The organism is Nocardioides sp. P4_G4 (assembly GCF_056401085.1).
Map to the genome: position 1 here is coordinate 1 of NZ_JBFUKA010000058.1, position 17,973 is coordinate 17,973.

The following is a 17,973-nucleotide window of genomic DNA, read 5'->3' on the forward strand; positions in this document are numbered from 1 at the left end:
CCGCGATCGGTCTAGACCGTTCGCCACCCGACCCGGGCCCGACGTATCAGCCGGCCGGACGGGCCGCTCTGAGGTGGTGCAATGCCGCATCGGGGGAGCCGCTGCGGATCACATCCCAGGAGGCAGCAACCATGAAGAAGTTCCCGAACAGCGTGGCGATCGTCGCGATCGTCCTCGCCGCCCTGCTCGTCGGCGGCGGCACCGCCGTCGCGGCGGGCAAGTACATCATCACGTCGAAGAGCCAGATCAAGCCCTCGGTCGTCAAGCAGCTCAAGGGACAGACCGGCAAGACGGGCGCCACGGGCGCCACGGGGGCCACCGGCGCCACCGGCGCCACGGGGGCCACCGGCGCGCAGGGGACCCAGGGTCCCGCCGGGAGTGCCCGGGGCTGGGGCCGCGTCCAGGGCGACGGCACCGTCTCGCGCTCCTCCGGGAACGTGACGGTCAGCCGGGTGGCGGCCGGCACCTACTGCGTCCGCGCCACCAACGTGGTCAGCGCCAACGCGGTGCTGCTCGTCACCGGTGACTACAACGGCAACTCCACCACCGCCGGGGGCACGATCTCCAACGTGGAGCTCAACTCCGCCGGGGACGCGACCTGCAACGCGACCGGGTCCTTCACGGTCTACACGCGGGCCTTCAACATCGCCGGCACCACCTCACCGCTGGTCGACCAGGCGTTCGCGTTCATGGTGCCCTGAGCCTCGGGGCTCGACCGCTCAACTGGCGGCAGACGACATCCCAGGGGATCGGATCCCCGTCGTCTGCCGCCAGTTGCGACCCCGGGACCCGGAAGCCCGTCGTACGCCGCCAGTTGCGACCCCCGGACCCGAGCCGACTCCGACGCGACGCCGACCGACCCGGGCGGCGCGAGGTCAGGCCTCGGCCGACGCCTTGATCCCGGCCAGCGTGGAGCGCATGCCCTCGCGGAGCTCGGCCTGGAAGGACGGCACCCCGCCCAGGAGGGTGCGGGTGAGCCGGCCGGAGACGGCCGAGACGCCGTCGGGGGCCTCGCGGCGCTGCACGACGCGGGTGCCGGTCGCGGTCGGCTCCAGGGTGAAGGACCAGACGGTGTAGTTGTCCTTGACCCGGAACGCGATCTCGCGGTGCGGCTCGAAGCGCACGACCTTGGACCGGGTCGGCCACACCAGCGGGCCGCGGCGGTTGACGTTCAGCAGGGTGGTGCCCAGCCGGATCGGGCGGCCGCTCCGGACGAAGGACCGCACCACCTGGGGGCTCCACTCGGCCAGCCGGGGCAGGTCGCAGACCAGGGACCACACCCGGGCCGGGTCGGCGTGCACCTCCACGGACTCCTCGATCAGCGTCTCGACGTCCTGGGTGACTGCACCGTTGCGACTCATGCCCGGGAGGCTAGCGGCGCGCCCACCACTCCAGCAGGCGGGCCCTGGCCTCGTCGGGGCCCAGGCTGCCCTCGTCCATCCGCAGCTCCAGCAGGAACCGGTAGGCCTCTCCCACCTCGCGACCGGGCCCGAGGCCCAGCACCTCCATGATCGCGTTGCCGTCGAGGTCGGGCCGGATGGAGTCGAGCTCCTCCTGCTCGGACAGGCGGGCGATGCGCTCCTCGAGCGAGTCGTAGGTCCGCCGCAGGCGGTCGGCCTTGCGCTGGTTGCGGGTCGTGCAGTCGGCGCGGGTGAGGATGTGCAGGCGCTCGAGCTGGTCTCCGGCGTCGCGCACGTAGCGGCGTACGGCCGAGTCGGTCCACTCCCCCGAGCCGTAGCCGTGGAAGCGCAGGTGCAGCTCCACCAGGGTGCTGACCGCGTCGATCTCCTGGTTGGAGAAGCGCAGCGCCCGCATCCGCTTGCGCGTCATCTTGGCGCCCACGACGTCGTGGTGGTGGAAGGTCACCACGCCCCCCGACTCGAAGCGCCGGGTGCGCGGCTTGCCGATGTCGTGCATGAGGGCGGCGAAGCGCGACACGAAGTCGGGCTCGCCACCGAGACGGTGCTCGAGGTCGATCGACTGCTCGAGCACGGTCAGGGTGTGCTCGTAGACGTCCTTGTGCCGGTGGTGCTCGTCGCGCTCGAGGGCCAGCGCGGGCAGCTCGGGCAGCACGTGCTCGGCCAGGCCGGTCTCGACCAGGAGGCTGAGCCCGAGGCGGGGGTACGGCGCGCAGACCAGCTTGACGAGCTCGTCACGGACCCGCTCGGCGGAGATGATCTCGATCCGCCCGGCCATCGCGGTCATCGCGGCGACGACCTCGGGGGCGACGGTGAAGCCGAGCTGGGCGGCGAACCGTGCCGCCCGCATCATCCGCAACGGGTCGTCGGAGAACGAGTCCTCGGGGGTGCCCGGCGTGCGGAGCACGCGCTGCGCGAGGTCGAGCAACCCGCCGTGCAGGTCCTCGAAGTCGCGGCTCGGGACCCGCACGGCCATCGCGTTGACGGTGAAGTCGCGGCGGCCCAGGTCGCCGGCCAGCGAGTCGCCGTACTCGACGTCGGGCTTGCGGGAGGACGGGTCGTAGGTCTCGGCACGGTACGTCGTGATCTCGACCTGCCAGGGACCCTTGCGGCAGCCGATGGTGCCGAACGCACGGCCCATGTCCCAGATGGCGTCGGCCCAGCCCTTGAGCAGCCTCTCGGTCACGTCGGGGTGGGCCGAGGTGGTGAAGTCGAGGTCGTTCTGCAGGCGACCGAGCATCGCGTCGCGCACCGGGCCACCGACCAGGGCGAGCTCCTCGCCGGCGCCGGCGAACCGGGCGCCCAGCTCGTCGATGACGGGTCCGATGCGGTCCAGCTCGGCGCCGACCCGACGCTGCACGTCGACGATCTGGAGCGGGGGCAACGGAGCGTCGGACACGAGCGACAACTCTAGGGGGTCCGACCGCACCCACCGGCACCGCCGAGTCCTCCGCCCGCACGACCGCACCGCCGTTAGAGTCGGTGCGTGCCACGCCCGTCCTCGTCCCCGCCTGCCCTGCGGCGGCTGGACCGGCGGGAGCGGCGCACGTCGAGGCCGAGGGCCGGGCACCGCTGGGCCGCGGCACTCGCCGCCACGCTGCTCGGCGTGCCGGTCGTCGCGGCCGCACCCGCTGCCGAGGCGGCGCCGGCGTCCGACGCCGACCCCCTGATCGTCCACCTCGACTCGGTCTCGCCGGCCGCGCTCACCGACAACGACCGCCCGGTGCGCCTCACGGGAACCGTCACCAACCAGAGCTCCGAGCCGTGGACGGGCGTCAACCTGTACGCCTTCCGTTCCACCACCCCGATCCTGGACACCACCTCGCTGGCGGCCTCCGCGGCCATCGACCCCGCGGAGTACGTCGGGGACCGGATCGTCGAGCCGGGCTCCTTCGACACCGTGGACCTGCTCCAGCCCGGCCAGACCGCGGACTTCTCCTTCAGCGTCCCCCGCGACCAGCTCGACATCACCGAGCCCGGCGCCTACTGGATCGGCGTCCACGCCATCGGCGACTCCTCGGTGCCCCGCGACGTGTTCGCCGACGGGAGGGCGCGCACCTTCATCCCGTACGTCGCCCGCACCCCCGACACCGTCGACACGGCCGTCGTGGTGCCGGTCCGCGAGCAGATCCGCCACACGGCCGGTGGGCGGGTGTCCGGCGTCCGCCGCTGGGCCACCTCCCTGGCCGACGGCGGTCGCCTCGACGCCGTGCTCGACGCCGGGGAGGCCGCCGGCGACGTGCCGCTCACCTGGCTCGTCGATCCTGCCGTCCTGGCCACCGTCGCCCGCCTCGCCGCCGGCAACCCGCCTCGCAGCCTCGCCGCCGACCCCGCCCAGGTGCCCGAGGAGGGCAGCGCGGACCCCGCCCAGGACGAGTCCGGCGCCGAGGGCCAGCCCGAGACGCCTGACCTCGGCGGCGCCCCCCTGGGCCCGCCGGCGGCCCCCGACGAGCGGCTCTCCGCCGACAAGGAGGCCGTCGCCGCGGTGGCCCAGGCCTGGCTGGAGCGCTTCTCCGCCCTGGTCGTCGGCGAGACCGTGCTCTCCCTGCCGTACGGCGACCTCGACGCCTCGGCCGCCGCCGCGCACGGTCCGGAGTTCTACACCGACGCGGTGGCCCGCAGCGCCGAGGTGATGACCGCCCTCGGCATCGTGAGCACGCCGACGCTGGCCCCGCCCGGCGGGATCATCAGCCCCGAGGCCCTCCGGGCGGCCACCCCGGACGGCACCGTCCTGCTCGGCGACACGTCCTTCGCCGTGCCGCCCGACGCACCCAACTCGATGGTGCGGTTGCTGGGGCAGAAGGTCGTCGTGACGTCGTCGGGGGCCGCCTCCGGTGGTCCCGGCCCGACCGCCTCCGACGACCCGCTCGCCCTGCGCCAGCGCCTGCTCAGCGAGGCGGCGCTGCGCCTGTACGCCGGGTCCACCGCCCCCGTCGTCCTCGAGCTGCCCGACGACTGGTACCCCCGGGACCCCGCCGACCTCTTCGACGGCCTCGACGTCTCGTGGCTGCGCCCGGTGCTGCTCTCCGACATCAGCGCCCGCTCGGCGGAGCCCCTGACGGCCGCCGACCTCAGCTACACCGACGCGGACGAGGCGGACGAGATCGGGGCGACCGGCTTCACCTCGGCGCAGACGCTGCGCCGACAGGCCGGGGTGATGGCCGGCGTACTCACCAACCCCAACCTGGTGCGCCAGCAGGCGACCGACGAGGCCCTGGCCACCCTCTCCGTGGGCCAGCGCAACCGGCAGGCCGCGGCGGCCCTGTCCGCCCGCAGCGCCGCCGCCTACCTCGACGCCCAGCTCGCCGACATCGACGTCGTCGCGCCCTCGTCCGTGACGCTCTCCAGCGAGGACGGCACCCTGGGCGCGACCGTGGTCAACGGGCTCGACCAGCCCGTCACGGTGCGGGTGTCGRCCGAGTCGGACGGGGCGCTCGAGGTGGACGAGTCCGGCGTCCTGCGCCTCGCGCCCGGAGCCCGGTCCCGGCTGCTGCTCGACGTGACCGCGTCCCGGCTCGGCATCCACCAGGTGCGACTTCTCGTCACCGACCAGGACGGCACCCCGATCGGCGGCTCGGCGTCGCTGCCGGTCCGCGCGGCCCAGGTCAGCGCGATCATCTGGTACATCCTGGTCCTTGGCGCCGTCCTGCTCTTCGGCACGATCGCGGTGCGCGTCGTGCGCCAGGTGCGGGCCCGGCGGGCCACCGCCGCCCAGGGCGAGCCGGGGGCAGCCACGTGAGCGACACCCGACTTCTGTCCGCGACCGCCGTGATGGCCAGCGGGACGATCCTGTCCCGCTTCAGCGGCTACTTCCGCACCCTGCTGATCATCGCGGCCCTGGGCCAGGCCCTGCACGCCGACATCTTCACCATCGCCAACACCATCCCCAACGCGGTCTACATCCTCGTCGCCGGCGGCGTCTTCAACGCCGTGCTGGTGCCCCAGCTGGTGCGCACGATGAAGAACGACCCGGACGGTGGTGACGCCTACGCGGCGCGGATCATCACCCTGTCCGCGATCTTCCTGGCCGTGGTGACCCTGCTCCTGGTGCTCGCCGCCCCCTGGCTGGTGAAGATCTACCTGTCGGACGGCTACTACCGACCCGATCGCACCGCCCAGCTCGACTCGGCCATCGCCTTCACCCGCTACTGCCTGCCGCAGGTCTTCTTCTACGGGATGTTCGTCCTGGTCGGCCAGGTGCTCAACGCGCGCCAGAGGTTCGGGCCGATGATGTGGGCGCCGATCGCCAACAACCTGATCGCGATCGCGGTGCTCGGCATGTACCTCTTCGTGTGGGGCAAGCCGTCGGCGGCCGAGCAGGTGGGCGGCTACAGCAACGCCCAGGAGCTCGTGCTCGGGCTCGGCTCCACTCTGGGCATCGTCGTGCAGTTCCTCATCCTGCTGCCCTACCTGCGCCGGGCCGGATTCACCTACCGCCCGCGCTTCGACTTCCGCGGCACCGGTCTGGGCCACACCGCACGCCTCGGCGTGTGGACCGTCCTCTTCGTGGTCGTCAACCAGCTGGCCTACCTCGTCGTCACCCGACTGGCGTCCAGCGGCACGGTCAACGGCGGCGGCACCGGCAACACGGTCTACTCCGCCAGCTTCCTCATCATGATGGTGCCGCACGCCATCATCACCGTCTCCCTCACCACGGCGATCCTGCCGCGGCTGTCGGGCTACGCCACCGATGCGCGGCTGGCCGACATGGGGAGCACCCTGGGCTCGACCCTGCGCACCGCGCTCGTCGTGGTGCTGCCGTTCGCCGCGCTCGTGCCGATCCTCGCGGGCGACATCGCCGGGGTGCTCTTCGACGCCGGCGCAGGCGACCCGGGCGCGTTCGCCCCCACGCTGGCGGTCTTCGGGCCCGCCCTCGTCTTCTTCACCGTCCACTACATGATGTTGCGCGGGTTCTACGCCCTCGAGCAGACCCGCCTGGTGTTCTTCATCCAGTGCGCCATCTCGGCCACCAACATCGTCGTCGCGGTGCTGCTGGTCGCCCGGGCCACCGCCGACCAGACCGCGCCGGCCCTCGTGCTGGCCTGGATGGCGTCGTACGTCGTGGGCTCGGCCATCAGCTACACCGTGCTGCGCCGCAGCCTGGGCGGCCTCGGGACCCCGGCGCTGGTGCGCTTCGTCGTCCGGATGGCCGTCGCCTGTGCCGGCGCCGCACTCGCGGCCTGGGGCGTCGAGCTGGCCCTGGCCGGGCTCGGCGAGGAGCCGGGCATCCTGCTGTCACTCCTGCGTGGCGGCCTCGCCGGGCTCGCCGGGGTGCTCGTCCTGCTCGGCGCCGCCCGGCTGATGCGGATCCGCGAGGTCACCTCGCTGGTCGACAGCGTGGTCGACCGGGTGCGGCGGCGGTGAGTCCTACGATGAGGTCGTCCACCGCCCAGCCGGGACGATCGGGAGCGAGGTGAGAGATGCCTGACTCGATCCACGCCGGTGAGGTCCTCGCCTCCCGCTACCGCCTCGACGACCTGCTCACCGAGAGCGAGGGCGGCCGTTTCTGGCGCGCGCACGACGCGGTGCTGCACCGACACGTGGCCGTGCACCTCATCTCCCGCCACGACCCGCGCGCCGCGGGCCTGCTCGAGGCCGCCCGCGGCGTCGCCCCGCACGTCGACCCCCGTCTGCTGCGCGTCCTGGACGCCGAGGAGCGCGACGACCTCTGCTACGTCGTCAACGAGTGGGGCCAGGGCACGTCGCTGGACGTGATGCTGGCCAACGATGGTCCGCTGCCGCCGCGTCGCGCCGCGTGGATCGTCTCCGAGGTCGCCGACAGCCTCGCCCTGGCCCACGAGGTCGGGCTCACCCACGGGCGCATGGTCCCGGAGAACGTCCTGCTCGACCACCACGGGCAGGTCCGCATCATCGGCTTCGGGGTCGACGCCGCCCTCCACGGCCTGCCGCCGGGTCGGCTCTCGGCCGACCTCGTGGACGTCGCCGGGCTGTTGTACGCCGCCCTGACCGGCAAGTGGGCCGGCACCTCCATCTCGCTGCTCCCCGCCGCCCCCACCGACCACGGCGCCGTGCTGCGCCCGCGTCGGGTCCGCGCCGGCATCCCCCGGGCCCTCGACGCCCTGTGCGACCAGGTCATCAACGCAGGCCGCTCCGGCGGGGCGGGGATCTCGGCCGCGGTGATCGCCGAGATGCTGCGGGAGTACGTCGGGGACGCCTCCGGACTGCGTGAGCCCGACCACGACCACCCCACGCCGCCCTGGGCACCACCCGCGACCGAGTCGACCCGCGACGTGTCGACGGTGACGGCCGCGTCCGCAGCCGACGAGGCCGGCACGCCCCCGGCCACCGACGTCGAGCCGCCGGCGACACCAGCACCCGCCGCACGGACCCCCGCGCGGCCTGCGTCCCCCGCGCCCTCCGCGCCCCCCGTGGACCAGCCGACCCAGGCGGGCATGCCCGTCTTCGACGACGAGCGCGACGACGTCGGCTGGGTGGCCGCCCGCAGCGACCCCCCTCCTCCGCCGCCGCCCTTCGAGGACCGCCCCGCCAAGCCGCTCTTCGCCCCCGAGCCACCGGAGGGCCAGCCGGCACGCCGTCCCCGCGAGGGGGTCCGCACGGCCGCGACCGGCTACTGGCCGTGGGAGGCCACCTCGGGAGGGTCCGCCACCGGCTCCTACGCCGGCCAGCACACCGGCTCGGGGTCGTGGCCGTCGTACGACACCGGCACCGGGACCGGCGAGGTGGTGCCGGGCCGCGGCTCGATCCGGTTCGCCCTGCTCATCGGCCTGTGCCTCCTCGTGGCCATGGCCGCGCTGGCGGCGTACCAGCTCGGGCGCCCCGACGGCGAGGCGTCGACGAACGAGACGCCCAGCTCGCCCGTGACCACCGCCGCGCCGACCCCGTTCCCGGACGTCACCGCCCGCGACTTCGACCCCCAGGGCACCGACGGGCAGGTGGAGAACTCCGATCGGGTCCCGTTCGTGCTCGACGGCAACGGCGCCACGTCCTGGAGCACCTCGAGCTACGCCCAGCAGCTCGGACCCGCCGGGCTCAAGACCGGCGTGGGCCTGGTCCTCGACCTCGGCCGCACCCGCGGCGTGCGGGAGGTCGACGTCGCCACCCTCGGCGGGCCGACGTCGCTGTCGATCTTCGTCACCGGCCAGTCGCCCACCGGCGTCGCCGACCTGACCCCGGTGGGGACCGCCTCCGGGAGCGGATCGCTGACCGTGGACCTCGACGAGGCGGTGTCGGGCCGCTTCGTCACCGTGTGGCTGACCGCCCTCCCGCAGCTCGACGGCACCTACCGCGGGACCGTGTCGGACGTCGTGGTGGCCGGGTGACGTCGTACGACGACGGCGGGCCGCCCCCGGGGACCGACGAGCGGGCGGACACCGACCTCCTGGCCGCGCACGTGACCGGCGACGCCGAGGCGTTCGGCGTGCTCTTCGGCCGGCACCGCGACCGGCTGTGGGCCGTGGCCCTGCGGACGATGGGCAACCCCGAGGACGCCGCCGACGGCCTCCAGGACGGGATGGTCGCGGCCTTCCGCCGGGCCGGCTCGTTCCGCGGCGAGGCGCTGGTGACCACCTGGCTGCACCGGGTCGTCGTCAACGCCTGCCTGGACCGGATCCGGGCCTCCAAGGTCCGCGCCGCCGACGCCCTCCCCGACGACCTGGAGGAGCGGGCCGGACGGGGGGCGCTGGTCGCCTCCACCGCCGCCGGGGACGACCCCGAGGCCAGCGCGCTCGCCGACGAGCGCCGCCGGGCGGTGCTCCACGCCCTCGCCACCCTGCCGGTCGACCAGCGCGCGGCGCTCGTCCTCGTCGACATGGAGGGATACAGCGTGGCCGAGGCGGCCGCGATCCTCGACTGTGCCGAGGGGACCATCAAGTCGCGCTGCTCCCGTGGACGGGCGCGGCTCGCGCCCCTGCTGGCGGCGTTGAGACCCTCCTCACCCCCGTCCTCCCCCGGGAACCCGCCGTCCGAGCCGGACGTCCCATCCACCGGCGCCCCCCGCGGGCCACCGGCTGCCGGCCGCTGACCCGTGCCCCGCGTTCCCGCTTCCCCCGTCCGACCCGTGCCCCACACCTGCACCTGCACCTGAACCTGCACCGAGGAGGTGACCCGATGACCGCCCCCGACGACCCGACCCTGTCCCCCGCCGAGGAGGCGGCCGTCCGTGCCCGCCTCGCCGAGGCGCGGCACACCGGTCCCGTCCCCGACGACGTCCGCAGCCGGCTCGACGCGGCCCTGGCCGAGCTCACCGCCGAGCGCCGTGAGCTGGACCCCGCACCGCTCGCCCCCGTCGTACCCCTCGGGTCGCGTCGTCGACGCGCCCTGGCCTCCGGGCTGGTCGCCGCGGCCGCCGTGGTCGTCCTCGGCGTCGCCCTCCCCCAGGTCCTCGACTCCAGCGGCGGGTCCGGCGGGAGCGACTCGGCCTCGAGCGCCGACAGCGGCGGCTCCGCCGCCCAGGGCGACGAGGTCGGGCCTGCCGAGGACTCCGACACCAGCGGCAAGGCGGCCGGGTCCGCCCCCAGCCAGCTCTCCAGCAGCCCGGAGGCCGCCGAGAGCCAGCGCTCGGGCTCGGCGTTCGCCGCCCCGGTCCCGCTGACCAGCACCGAGGCGCTGCGCCCCGCCGTCCGACCCCTCACGCTCCCGGGTGCCGTGACGTCGTACGACGCCAGCCCCCGCTGTCGCCTCGACGTCGGCGACGGCGAGCGGGTGGACGCCACGTGGGACGGGCGTCCGGCCCTGGTCGTGCTGCGTCCGGTGCAGGACGGCCGCCAGGTCGTGGACGTCTACGTCTGCGGCTCGGACGAGGTCGTGGGCAGCACCTCCCTGCGGGCCCGCTGAGCCGCGCCGGGCCTCGCGGCCACCGGGGCGCCGGACCGTGGTGTCCGCCACCGTGGGGAACATCCCTCGCCTACGATCGGTTGACAGCGACGTAACCGAACCCCCCTTCCGTAGGAGCCCTGACCCGCATGACTGAGCACACCGAGACCCGCAACGTGATCATCATCGGTTCGGGCCCGTCCGGCTACACCGCTGCTGTGTACGCCGCCCGCGCGGCCCTGGAGCCCCTGGTCTTCGAGGGCTCGGTCACCGCCGGCGGTGCGCTGATGAACACCACGGAGGTCGAGAACTTCCCGGGGTTCCGCGACGGCATCATGGGTCCCGCCCTGATGGACGAGATGCGTGCCCAGGCCGAGCGCTTCGGCGCCGAGATGATCCCCGACGACGTCGTCGAGGTCGACCTCACCGGTGACGTCAAGGTCGTCAAGACGGCCACCGACACCTACACCGCGCGGTCGGTGATCCTCTCGACCGGCTCGGGCTACCGCAAGCTCGGTCTCCCCCGCGAGGAGGAGCTCTCCGGTCGCGGCGTGTCCTGGTGCGCGACCTGCGACGGCTTCTTCTTCCGCGAGCAGGCCATCGCCGTCGTCGGCGGCGGCGACTCCGCGATCGAGGAGGCGACCTTCCTGACCCGCTTCGCCTCGAAGGTCTACCTGATCCACCGCCGCGACGAGCTGCGCGCCTCCAAGATCATGCAGGAGCGCGCCTTCGCCGACCCCAAGCTCGAGATGGTGTGGAACTCCGAGGTCGCCTCCATCAACGGCGCGGACCGTCTCGAGTCCATCACCCTGCGCGACACCACCACCAGCGAGCTGCGCCAGCTCGACGTGACCGGCCTGTTCATCGCCATCGGCCACGACCCCCGCTCGGAGCTCCTCGCCGGGCAGGTCGACCTCGACGACGACGGCTACGTGCTCGTCGACCACCCGTCCACGGCCACCAACGTGCGCGGCGTCTTCGCCGCCGGTGACCTCGTCGACCACCACTACCGCCAGGCGATCACCGCCGCCGGCACTGGCTGCGCCGCGGCCCTCGACGCCGAGCGCTTCGTGGCCGCCCTCGACCACGCGGCCCTCGTCGACGCCTCGGCGTCGGAGACCGACGAGATCATCACCGAGGTCGTGCAGACCGCCGGCGCCTGAGCGCCCCCCGCACCGACACGCGTGCCGCTCGGCACGTCGCCGGGAACAGATGTCCCCGGCGTGGTGTTCACTCAGCACCAACCCGAGACCCCCAGAGAGAGGTAGAGCAGTGGCCAACATCGCCGCCGTGACCGACGCCGAGTTCGAGGCGCAGGTCCTCAAGTCCGACAAGCCCGTCCTGGTGGACTTCTGGGCCGAGTGGTGCGGACCGTGCCGCCAGGTCGCGCCGATCCTCGACGAGATCAACTCCGAGCACGGTGACAAGGTCACCTTCCTCAAGATGAACGTCGACGAGAACCCCGTGACCCCCTCGTCCTACCGCGTCACCGGCATCCCGACCATCAACGTCTACAAGGACGGCGAGGTCGTCAAGTCGATCGTGGGCGCCAAGCCCAAGGCCGCGCTCCTCAAGGAGCTCGCCGACTTCATCTGAGTCGACGCAGCACCCGGCTCCACGCCGTCTCCTCGCCCCGGTGGGCTCCTCACGGAGCCGCCGGGGCGTCGTGCGTCCCGGAGCGTTCCGTGGCCCTCCGCGTCCTTGTACGGGCCTCTCAGGGCGTCGTACGCCGCCGGTGCAGAGCCCGTGGCTGCTGGGGCGCCCGCGCGGGGGCCGGACGCACGACCCCCCACAACTTCTCCAGGGCGGCCTCCACCTCGTCCTTCCAGCTGATCGCCGAGCGCAGCTCCATCCGCATCCGCGGGGTGGTGATGTGGGGCCGCTGCGTGCGGAAGCCGACCCTGCCGAGGAACTCCGCCGACATCACGCACCCGTCCGCCCGCCCGCGGGTGTCCCCGAAGGCCTCCACCGCCACCTGCCCGCGCGTGACGAGGTCGCGGGCCATGCCCTGCACCAGCAGGCGGGCCAGCCCGCCTCCCCGGGCCCAGGGCTCGACGCGGACGGTGGTCAGCACCACCGCGTCCGGCGAGACCGGCGCGGTGGGCAGGGCCGCCTGGCCCGGCACGAAGGCGGCGGGCACGTAGATGGCATGTCCGGCCACCCGGCCGTCGACGAGCACGACCCGGCCGGCCGAGCCCCACTCCCGCAGCACCTCCGAGAGCCAGCGCTGCTTCTCGGCGACCCGTTCGTCGTGGTCGAGCCGTCCCCGGCTCACCGCGTCGAGCTCCCAGAACAGGCACGAGCGGCAGGGTTCGCCCACCTCGGCGAGGTGGTCGACGGTGATCGGGGCGGTACGACGCGACATCAGGCCTCCTGCGTCCGGGCGACGGCTGCGTGGGCGGCGTACGGCGACGGCCCCGAGGTCGTCCACGCACGACATCCCCATGCTAGGCCGGTTCCGGGCCTGAGAGGATGGCTGCGTGCGCCCCATCGTCCAGAGCCAGAAGCTGCGCGGAGTCCGCTACGACGTGCGGGGTCCGATCCTGCTCGAGGCACAGCGCCTCGAGGCCGAGGGGCACCGCATCCTCAAGCTCAACATCGGCAACACTGCGCCGTTCGGCTTCGAGGCGCCTGAGGCGATCGTCGCCGACATGGTCCACCACCTGCCCCGGTCGCAGGGCTACAGCGACTCCCAGGGCATCTACTCGGCGCGGACCGCGGTGATGAACTACTACCAGTCCCGCGGGCTGCGCGAGGTGGGCGTCGAGGACGTCTTCATCGGCAACGGCGTCTCCGAGCTCATCTCCATGGTGCTCCAGGCCTTCCTCGACGACGGCAACGAGGTCCTGGTGCCGGCCCCGGACTACCCGCTGTGGACCGGTGCGGTCACGCTCTCCGGCGGCACGGCGGTGCACTACCGCTGCGACGAGGAGGACGGCTGGAACCCCGACCTCGCCGACATCGAGGCCAAGATCACCGAGAACACTCACGCGCTGGTCATCATCAACCCCAACAACCCCACCGGTGCCGTCTACAGCGAGGAGATCGTCAAGGGCCTCGTCGACATCGCCCGGCGCCACGAGCTGGTCATCCTCGCCGACGAGATCTACGAGAAGATCGTGTTCGAGGACGCCCTGCACCACCACGCCGCGACCTACGCCGGCAACGACGTCCTCTGCCTGACCTTCAGCGGCCTCTCCAAGGCCTACCGGGTCTGCGGCTACCGCGCGGGGTGGGTGATGATCTCGGGTCCCAAGGAGATCGCCACCGACTTCCTCGAGGGCCTCACCCTCATCGCCAACATGCGCATGTGCGCCAACGTGCCCGCCCAGCACGCGATCCAGACCGCGCTGGGCGGCTACCAGTCCGTGGAGGAGCTGATCGGCCCCGGAGGGCGCTACTACGAGCAGTCGATGCTCGCGGACCGGCTGCTCAACGAGATCCCGGGCGTCTCGAACGTGACCCCGAAGGGCGCGCTCTACTGCTTCCCGCGCCTCGACCCGGCCGTCTACCCGATCGACGACGACCAGGAGTTCGTGATCGAGCTGCTGCGCGCCAAGAAGATCCTGGTCACCCACGGGACGGGCTTCAACTGGTTCGACCCCGACCACTTCCGGCTGGTGACCCTGCCCGAGGCGAGCGTGCTCGAGGAGGCGATCGGCCGGATCGGCGACTTCCTCGCCACCCGGCGCTGAGAGGCGCGTCCCACCCCCTCGCCGATGCGGCGTACGGCCCCTAGGCTCACCGCATGCGAGACGTGACGTACCCCCCGATCATCTACACCGCCCTCGCGGGCTTCAAGGCGCTCGGGCAGCGGTTCCAGATGACCGGCACCGAGAACGTCCCCCGGACGGGCGGTGTGCTGCTGGCCTACAACCACATCGGGTACGTCGACTTCATCTACGGCGGCTTCGCGGCCCGGCCCTCGCGGCGCCTGGTGCGGTTCATGGCCAAGCGGGAGCTCTTCGACCACCCGGCCGTCGGTCCCCTGATGCGCTCCCTGCATCACATCGAGGTCGACCGTGCCTCGGGGGAGAAGTCGCTGGACGTGGCCCTGGAGTACCTCAGGGCCGGGGAGGCGGTCGGCATCTTCCCGGAGGCGACCATCTCGAGGGCCTTCGAGCTCAAGGAGATCAAGACCGGCGCGGTGCGCATCGCGGCCGAGGCCGGCGTCCCGCTCGTGCCGGTGATCCTGTGGGGCACCCAGCGGATGATGACCAAGGACCACCCGCGGGACTTCAGCCGTGGCAAGACCATCGCGCTGTCGGTCGGCGAGCCGATGTACCCCACCGGTGAGAACCCTGCCGCCGAGACCGCCGAGCTCAAGGCGCGGATGAGCGCCCTGCTCGAGGAGACCATCGCCGCCTACCCCGCCGACGAGCAGCCTCCCGGCTCCTGGTGGCTGCCGAAGCGCCACGGCGGTTCGGCCCCCACGCTCGAGGAGGCCAAGATCCTGGACGCCGCGGAGAAGCGCGAACGCGCCCGCAAGCGGGCCGAGAAGCGCGCCGCGGCCCGCAAGAAGTGACCTCGTGACGACGAATCGCCGTACCGACTTGTCGTCGAGTCGCTCTACCGCTTGAGCGACTTGTCACTTTGTCGACATGAGGCGTTTGCGCAGGTCAGGGGCGTCCCCACGAGGCGCTCCCGCTGGTTGAGGAGGGCGCTCAGCGCACGTCTGGAGTCACGTACTCCGCGAAGCGCGTCAGATGGGCCGGTCGGTGCGGTTGCGGGGGTCCATGACCTCCACGATCCGGCGCAGGTCGTCCAGGGAGGCGAACTCCACGGTGATCTTGCCCTTGGCCTTGCCGAGGTCGACCTTGACCCGGGTCTCGAAGCGGTCGGACAGCCGGTCGGCGAGGTCCGAGAGGCCCGGGGCCGTGGGCCGGGAGCGCTGGGTCCGCGTGGAGCCCGTCTGACYGGGGCCCAGGGACACGATCTCCTCGAGACCGCGCACGCTGATGCCCTCGGCGGTGACCCGCGAGGCCAGCCGGTCCTGCAGGTCCGCGTCCTCGACGCTGAGCAGTGCCCGCGCGTGGCCCGCGGACAGGACTCCCGCCGCGACGCGCCGCTGGACCGCCGGCGAGAGCTTGAGCAACCGCAGGGTGTTGCTGATCTGGGGTCGTGAGCGGCCGATCCGCTGGGCCAGCTCGTCGTGGGTGCAGCCGAAGTCCTCGAGCAGCTGGCCGTACGCCGCCGCCTCCTCGAGTGGGTTCAGCTGCGAGCGGTGCAGGTTCTCCAGGAGCGCGTCCCGCAGCATGTCGTTGTCGTCGGTGTCCCGCACGATCGCCGGGATCGCCGTCAGACCGGCCTGCTGGGAGGCCCGCCACCGGCGCTCGCCCATGATCAGCTCGTACGAGCCCTCACCCGCGGGGCGCACGACCACCGGCTGGAGCAGGCCCACCTCGCGGATCGAGTGGACGAGCTCGGCGAGCGCCTCTTCCTCGAAGACCTGCCGCGGCTGGCGGGCGTTGGGCCGCACCTGGGTGATCGGCAGCTCGGCGAACCACGATCCGGCGACCGCGCCCCGTGGTTCCTCGGCGGAGCTGGTGGTGTTCGACGTGGACGCGGAGTCACGGTCGTCCGTCGTCGCGGAGCGCTCGGGGGAGCTGGGGGAGTCCGGGTAGCCGCTGTCCGCGGGTCCGGAGCCGTTGCCGGAGCCGGTCCCGTTCGCCGCGGAGCCACCGGACGGTGCATCACCAGGAGCGGCACCGGGCGGAGCGGTGGGGATCAGCGATCCCAGGCCGCGGCCGAGGCCCCGTCGTACGGGCTTGGGGGTGGACGTCATCGGGGTGCTCCCTTGGTGGCGATCTCGCGGGCCGCCTCCAGATAGCTCAGTGCGCCCGCCGAGGCCGGATCGTAGGTCATCACCGTCTGGCCGTACGACGGCGCCTCCGACACCCGCACCGAACGGGGGACCGCCGTCTTGAGCACCTCGGTGCCGAAGTGCTCGCGCACCTCGGAGGCCACGTTGGCCGCCAGCCGGGTGCGGGCGTCGTACATGGTGAGAAGGATGGTGGAGACCACCAGATCGGGGTTGAGGTGCTTGCGCACCATCTCGACGGTCTCGAGGAGCTGGCCGAGGCCCTCGAGCGCGTAGTACTCCGCCTGGATGGGGATGAACATCTCGCGACCGGCCACCAGCGCGTTCAGCGTCAGCAGACCCAGGGACGGCGGGCAGTCCACGAGGACGTAGTCGAAGCGGTCCTCGCCGGCCTCCTCGGCCGTTCCGATCCAGGGATGACCGGCGAGCGCGCGCTGCAGCCGGCTCTCGCGGGCCACGACGCTCACCAGCTCGATCTCGGCACCGGCCAGGTCGATCGTGGCGGGCACGACCCACAGGCMGGGGAGGTCCTCGCTCTGCGTCATGACGTCCGCGAGGGGCTCACCCTCCACCAACATGTCGTACGTCGAGGGCACGCCGCGGTGGTGGTCGATGCTCAGCGCTGTCGAGGCGTTGCCCTGGGGGTCGAGGTCGATCACCAGGACGCGCTGGCCCAGCTGGGCGAGGGCGGCCGCCGTGTTCACCGTCGATGTGGTCTTGCCGACGCCGCCCTTCTGGTTGGCCACCACGAAGACGCGGGTCGCGTCGGGACGAGGGACCTCGCGGCCGCGGTGCAGCCCGCCGGTGCGCGCCAGCACCGAGTGCTCCGCTGCGCGCGCCAGCGGGGTGGTCTCGTCGTGGAATCCGGAGGGTCCCTCGGCCACTTCCGCCGCCGTCCGTACCTGAAAGGGACGACGTCCAGCGTCTGTTTCACGTGAAACAGCGGACTGGGTCACCGTTTCACGTGAAACACGCGACCCCTCGTCCTGTGGATGAACTCGTGCGTCCTGTGGAAAGTCACGCTCAGAGGGGGCCTCTGGACCGGTGGAAAACTCTTCACGGACGCTGCGGGCCTCGGAATCGTCCCTCCGGACGTCCGGAGAGGGGGAGTGGTGCGGCGGGCGGTCCTCAGACACGGGCGAACCTTTCGCTGTCGCACGGGGCGAAGCTCACAGACGGGAACGGACAAGCACCAACTGCCGGCCTGGCGCGGGGACGCCCGAACTCAGCGAACCCCACGGCCGAACGGTCAGTGGGAGCGCCGGCGGCGTGGGGTGCGCTTCGCCGGAACAAGCGGCCAACCTACCTGCGTCGGGTCGGCCCAGGCCACTCTCAGCGCATGCGTGCTGTGGACGAGCGTCTCCTCGCCCAGTGTCAGCACCTCCGGCTCCGCGCAGCGCCACCGCGTCAGCACGGGCCGGGCCGCCTCGATCTCCTCAGCGACCGTGGATCCCTTCATCGCCACCAGAGCCCCCTGAGCCGCGACCAGGGGCATGGACCACTGGAGCAACCGTTCGAGCGGAGCCACGGCCCGCGAGGTCACCACGTCGAAGGTCCGCTCGCCGTGCAGGTCGTCGGCACGCCCACGCACGACCTCGACGTTGGGCAGCTCCAACGCAGCGACAACCTCGTCGAGGAAGGTCGTCCGGCGCAGCAACGGCTCCACCAGGGTCACCTCCAGGTCGGGCCGGGAGATGGCGAGCACGAGGCCCGGGAGCCCGGCACCCGAGCCGATGTCGCAGACGGTCGCCGCGTCCGGGATGGCCTCGCCCAGGACCGCGCAGTTGAGCAGGTGCCGGTCCCAGAGGCGCGGGGCCTCCCGGGGACCGATCAGTCCTCGCACGACACCGTCGCTCGCCAGGAGATCGGCGTACGCCGCGATGACAGGCAGACGATCGGACGCGAACACCCTCCCTGCCTCTACGGGCGGGGAGGGTGCGC

At 72.7% G+C, this 17,973-nt stretch carries 16 protein-coding genes; 10 read left to right on the forward strand and 6 right to left on the reverse strand.

The window, feature by feature from the left end; genetic code table 11:
* The first annotated feature begins 131 nt into the window (after positions 1 to 131).
* A complete protein-coding gene (locus tag AC1DQF_RS14320; protein ID WP_477525892.1) occupies positions 132 to 701 on the forward strand; it encodes a hypothetical protein in 570 nt (189 codons plus the stop codon).
* Positions 702 to 875: 174 nt separating this feature from the next.
* On the opposite strand, the gene AC1DQF_RS14325 is transcribed toward AC1DQF_RS14320, so the two are convergent.
* Both AC1DQF_RS14325 and AC1DQF_RS14330 read right to left on the reverse strand, forming a co-directional pair.
* Positions 876 to 1,361, reverse strand: coding sequence for an SRPBCC family protein (locus AC1DQF_RS14325; RefSeq protein WP_477525893.1), 486 nt, complete (start codon positions 1,359 to 1,361; stop codon positions 876 to 878).
* 10 nt (positions 1,362 to 1,371) lie between these two features.
* Positions 1,372 to 2,817, reverse strand: a complete 1,446-nt coding sequence (locus AC1DQF_RS14330) for a CCA tRNA nucleotidyltransferase (RefSeq protein ID WP_477525894.1) — start codon at positions 2,815 to 2,817, stop codon at positions 1,372 to 1,374.
* Positions 2,818 to 2,904: 87 nt separating this feature from the next.
* Between AC1DQF_RS14330 and AC1DQF_RS14335 the strand changes: the two genes are divergently transcribed.
* The 7 genes from AC1DQF_RS14335 (at position 2,905) to trxA (ending at position 11,807) form a co-directional block, all read left to right on the forward strand.
* Positions 2,905 to 5,157 (forward strand): DUF6049 family protein, encoded by a 2,253-nt coding sequence (locus tag AC1DQF_RS14335; RefSeq protein WP_477525895.1) that lies wholly within the window; start codon positions 2,905 to 2,907, stop codon positions 5,155 to 5,157.
* Entirely contained in the window at positions 5,154 to 6,782 is a 1,629-nt protein-coding gene (gene murJ, locus AC1DQF_RS14340) for a murein biosynthesis integral membrane protein MurJ (protein WP_477525896.1), read from the forward strand. The genes AC1DQF_RS14335 and murJ overlap by 4 nt, the downstream gene beginning before the upstream one ends.
* A 56-nt stretch (positions 6,783 to 6,838) precedes the next feature.
* The gene (locus AC1DQF_RS14345) at positions 6,839 to 8,719 is read left to right on the forward strand and encodes a protein kinase domain-containing protein (RefSeq protein ID WP_477525897.1); all 1,881 of its coding nucleotides are present in this window, start codon (positions 6,839 to 6,841) and stop codon (positions 8,717 to 8,719) included.
* Complete coding sequence (sigM, locus tag AC1DQF_RS14350; RefSeq protein ID WP_477525898.1) at positions 8,716 to 9,420, forward strand: RNA polymerase sigma factor SigM; 705 nt, start codon at positions 8,716 to 8,718, stop codon at positions 9,418 to 9,420. Before AC1DQF_RS14345 ends, sigM begins: the two co-directional genes overlap by 4 nt.
* An 86-nt stretch (positions 9,421 to 9,506) precedes the next feature.
* Positions 9,507 to 10,232: a hypothetical protein gene (locus AC1DQF_RS14355; RefSeq protein WP_477525899.1), complete on the forward strand. Its 726-nt coding sequence runs from the start codon at positions 9,507 to 9,509 to the stop codon at positions 10,230 to 10,232.
* Positions 10,233 to 10,360: 128 nt separating this feature from the next.
* Positions 10,361 to 11,374, forward strand: a complete 1,014-nt coding sequence (gene trxB, locus AC1DQF_RS14360; protein WP_477525900.1) for a thioredoxin-disulfide reductase — start codon at positions 10,361 to 10,363, stop codon at positions 11,372 to 11,374.
* A gap of 109 nt (positions 11,375 to 11,483) precedes the next feature.
* On the forward strand, positions 11,484 to 11,807 hold the full coding sequence (gene trxA / locus AC1DQF_RS14365; RefSeq protein ID WP_056887986.1) for a thioredoxin: 324 nt from the start codon (positions 11,484 to 11,486) through the stop codon (positions 11,805 to 11,807).
* Positions 11,808 to 11,925: 118 nt separating this feature from the next.
* Here the strand turns inward: trxA and AC1DQF_RS14370 are convergent, their stop codons facing one another.
* The gene (locus AC1DQF_RS14370) at positions 11,926 to 12,642 is read right to left on the reverse strand and encodes a GNAT family N-acetyltransferase (protein ID WP_477525901.1); all 717 of its coding nucleotides are present in this window, start codon (positions 12,640 to 12,642) and stop codon (positions 11,926 to 11,928) included.
* 49 nt (positions 12,643 to 12,691) lie between these two features.
* Here AC1DQF_RS14370 and AC1DQF_RS14375 point away from each other — a divergent pair, with 49 nt between their 5' ends.
* Positions 12,692 to 13,906, forward strand: a complete 1,215-nt coding sequence (locus tag AC1DQF_RS14375; RefSeq protein WP_477525902.1) for a pyridoxal phosphate-dependent aminotransferase — start codon at positions 12,692 to 12,694, stop codon at positions 13,904 to 13,906.
* A 53-nt stretch (positions 13,907 to 13,959) separates the two neighbouring features.
* Entirely contained in the window at positions 13,960 to 14,736 is a 777-nt protein-coding gene (locus tag AC1DQF_RS14380) for a lysophospholipid acyltransferase family protein (RefSeq protein ID WP_477525903.1), read from the forward strand.
* A 177-nt stretch (positions 14,737 to 14,913) separates the two neighbouring features.
* Here the strand turns inward: AC1DQF_RS14380 and AC1DQF_RS14385 are convergent, their stop codons facing one another.
* From AC1DQF_RS14385 to rsmG, 3 genes are all read right to left on the reverse strand, one after another.
* A complete protein-coding gene (locus AC1DQF_RS14385; RefSeq protein ID WP_477525904.1) occupies positions 14,914 to 15,996 on the reverse strand; it encodes a ParB/RepB/Spo0J family partition protein in 1,083 nt (360 codons plus the stop codon).
* Positions 15,993 to 16,916: a ParA family protein gene (locus tag AC1DQF_RS14390; RefSeq protein WP_477525905.1), complete on the reverse strand. Its 924-nt coding sequence runs from the start codon at positions 16,914 to 16,916 to the stop codon at positions 15,993 to 15,995. Before AC1DQF_RS14390 ends, AC1DQF_RS14385 begins: the two co-directional genes overlap by 4 nt.
* 365 nt (positions 16,917 to 17,281) lie before the next feature.
* A complete protein-coding gene (gene rsmG / locus AC1DQF_RS14395) occupies positions 17,282 to 17,941 on the reverse strand; it encodes a 16S rRNA (guanine(527)-N(7))-methyltransferase RsmG (protein WP_477525906.1) in 660 nt (219 codons plus the stop codon).
* Positions 17,942 to 17,973: the final 32 nt, after the last annotated feature.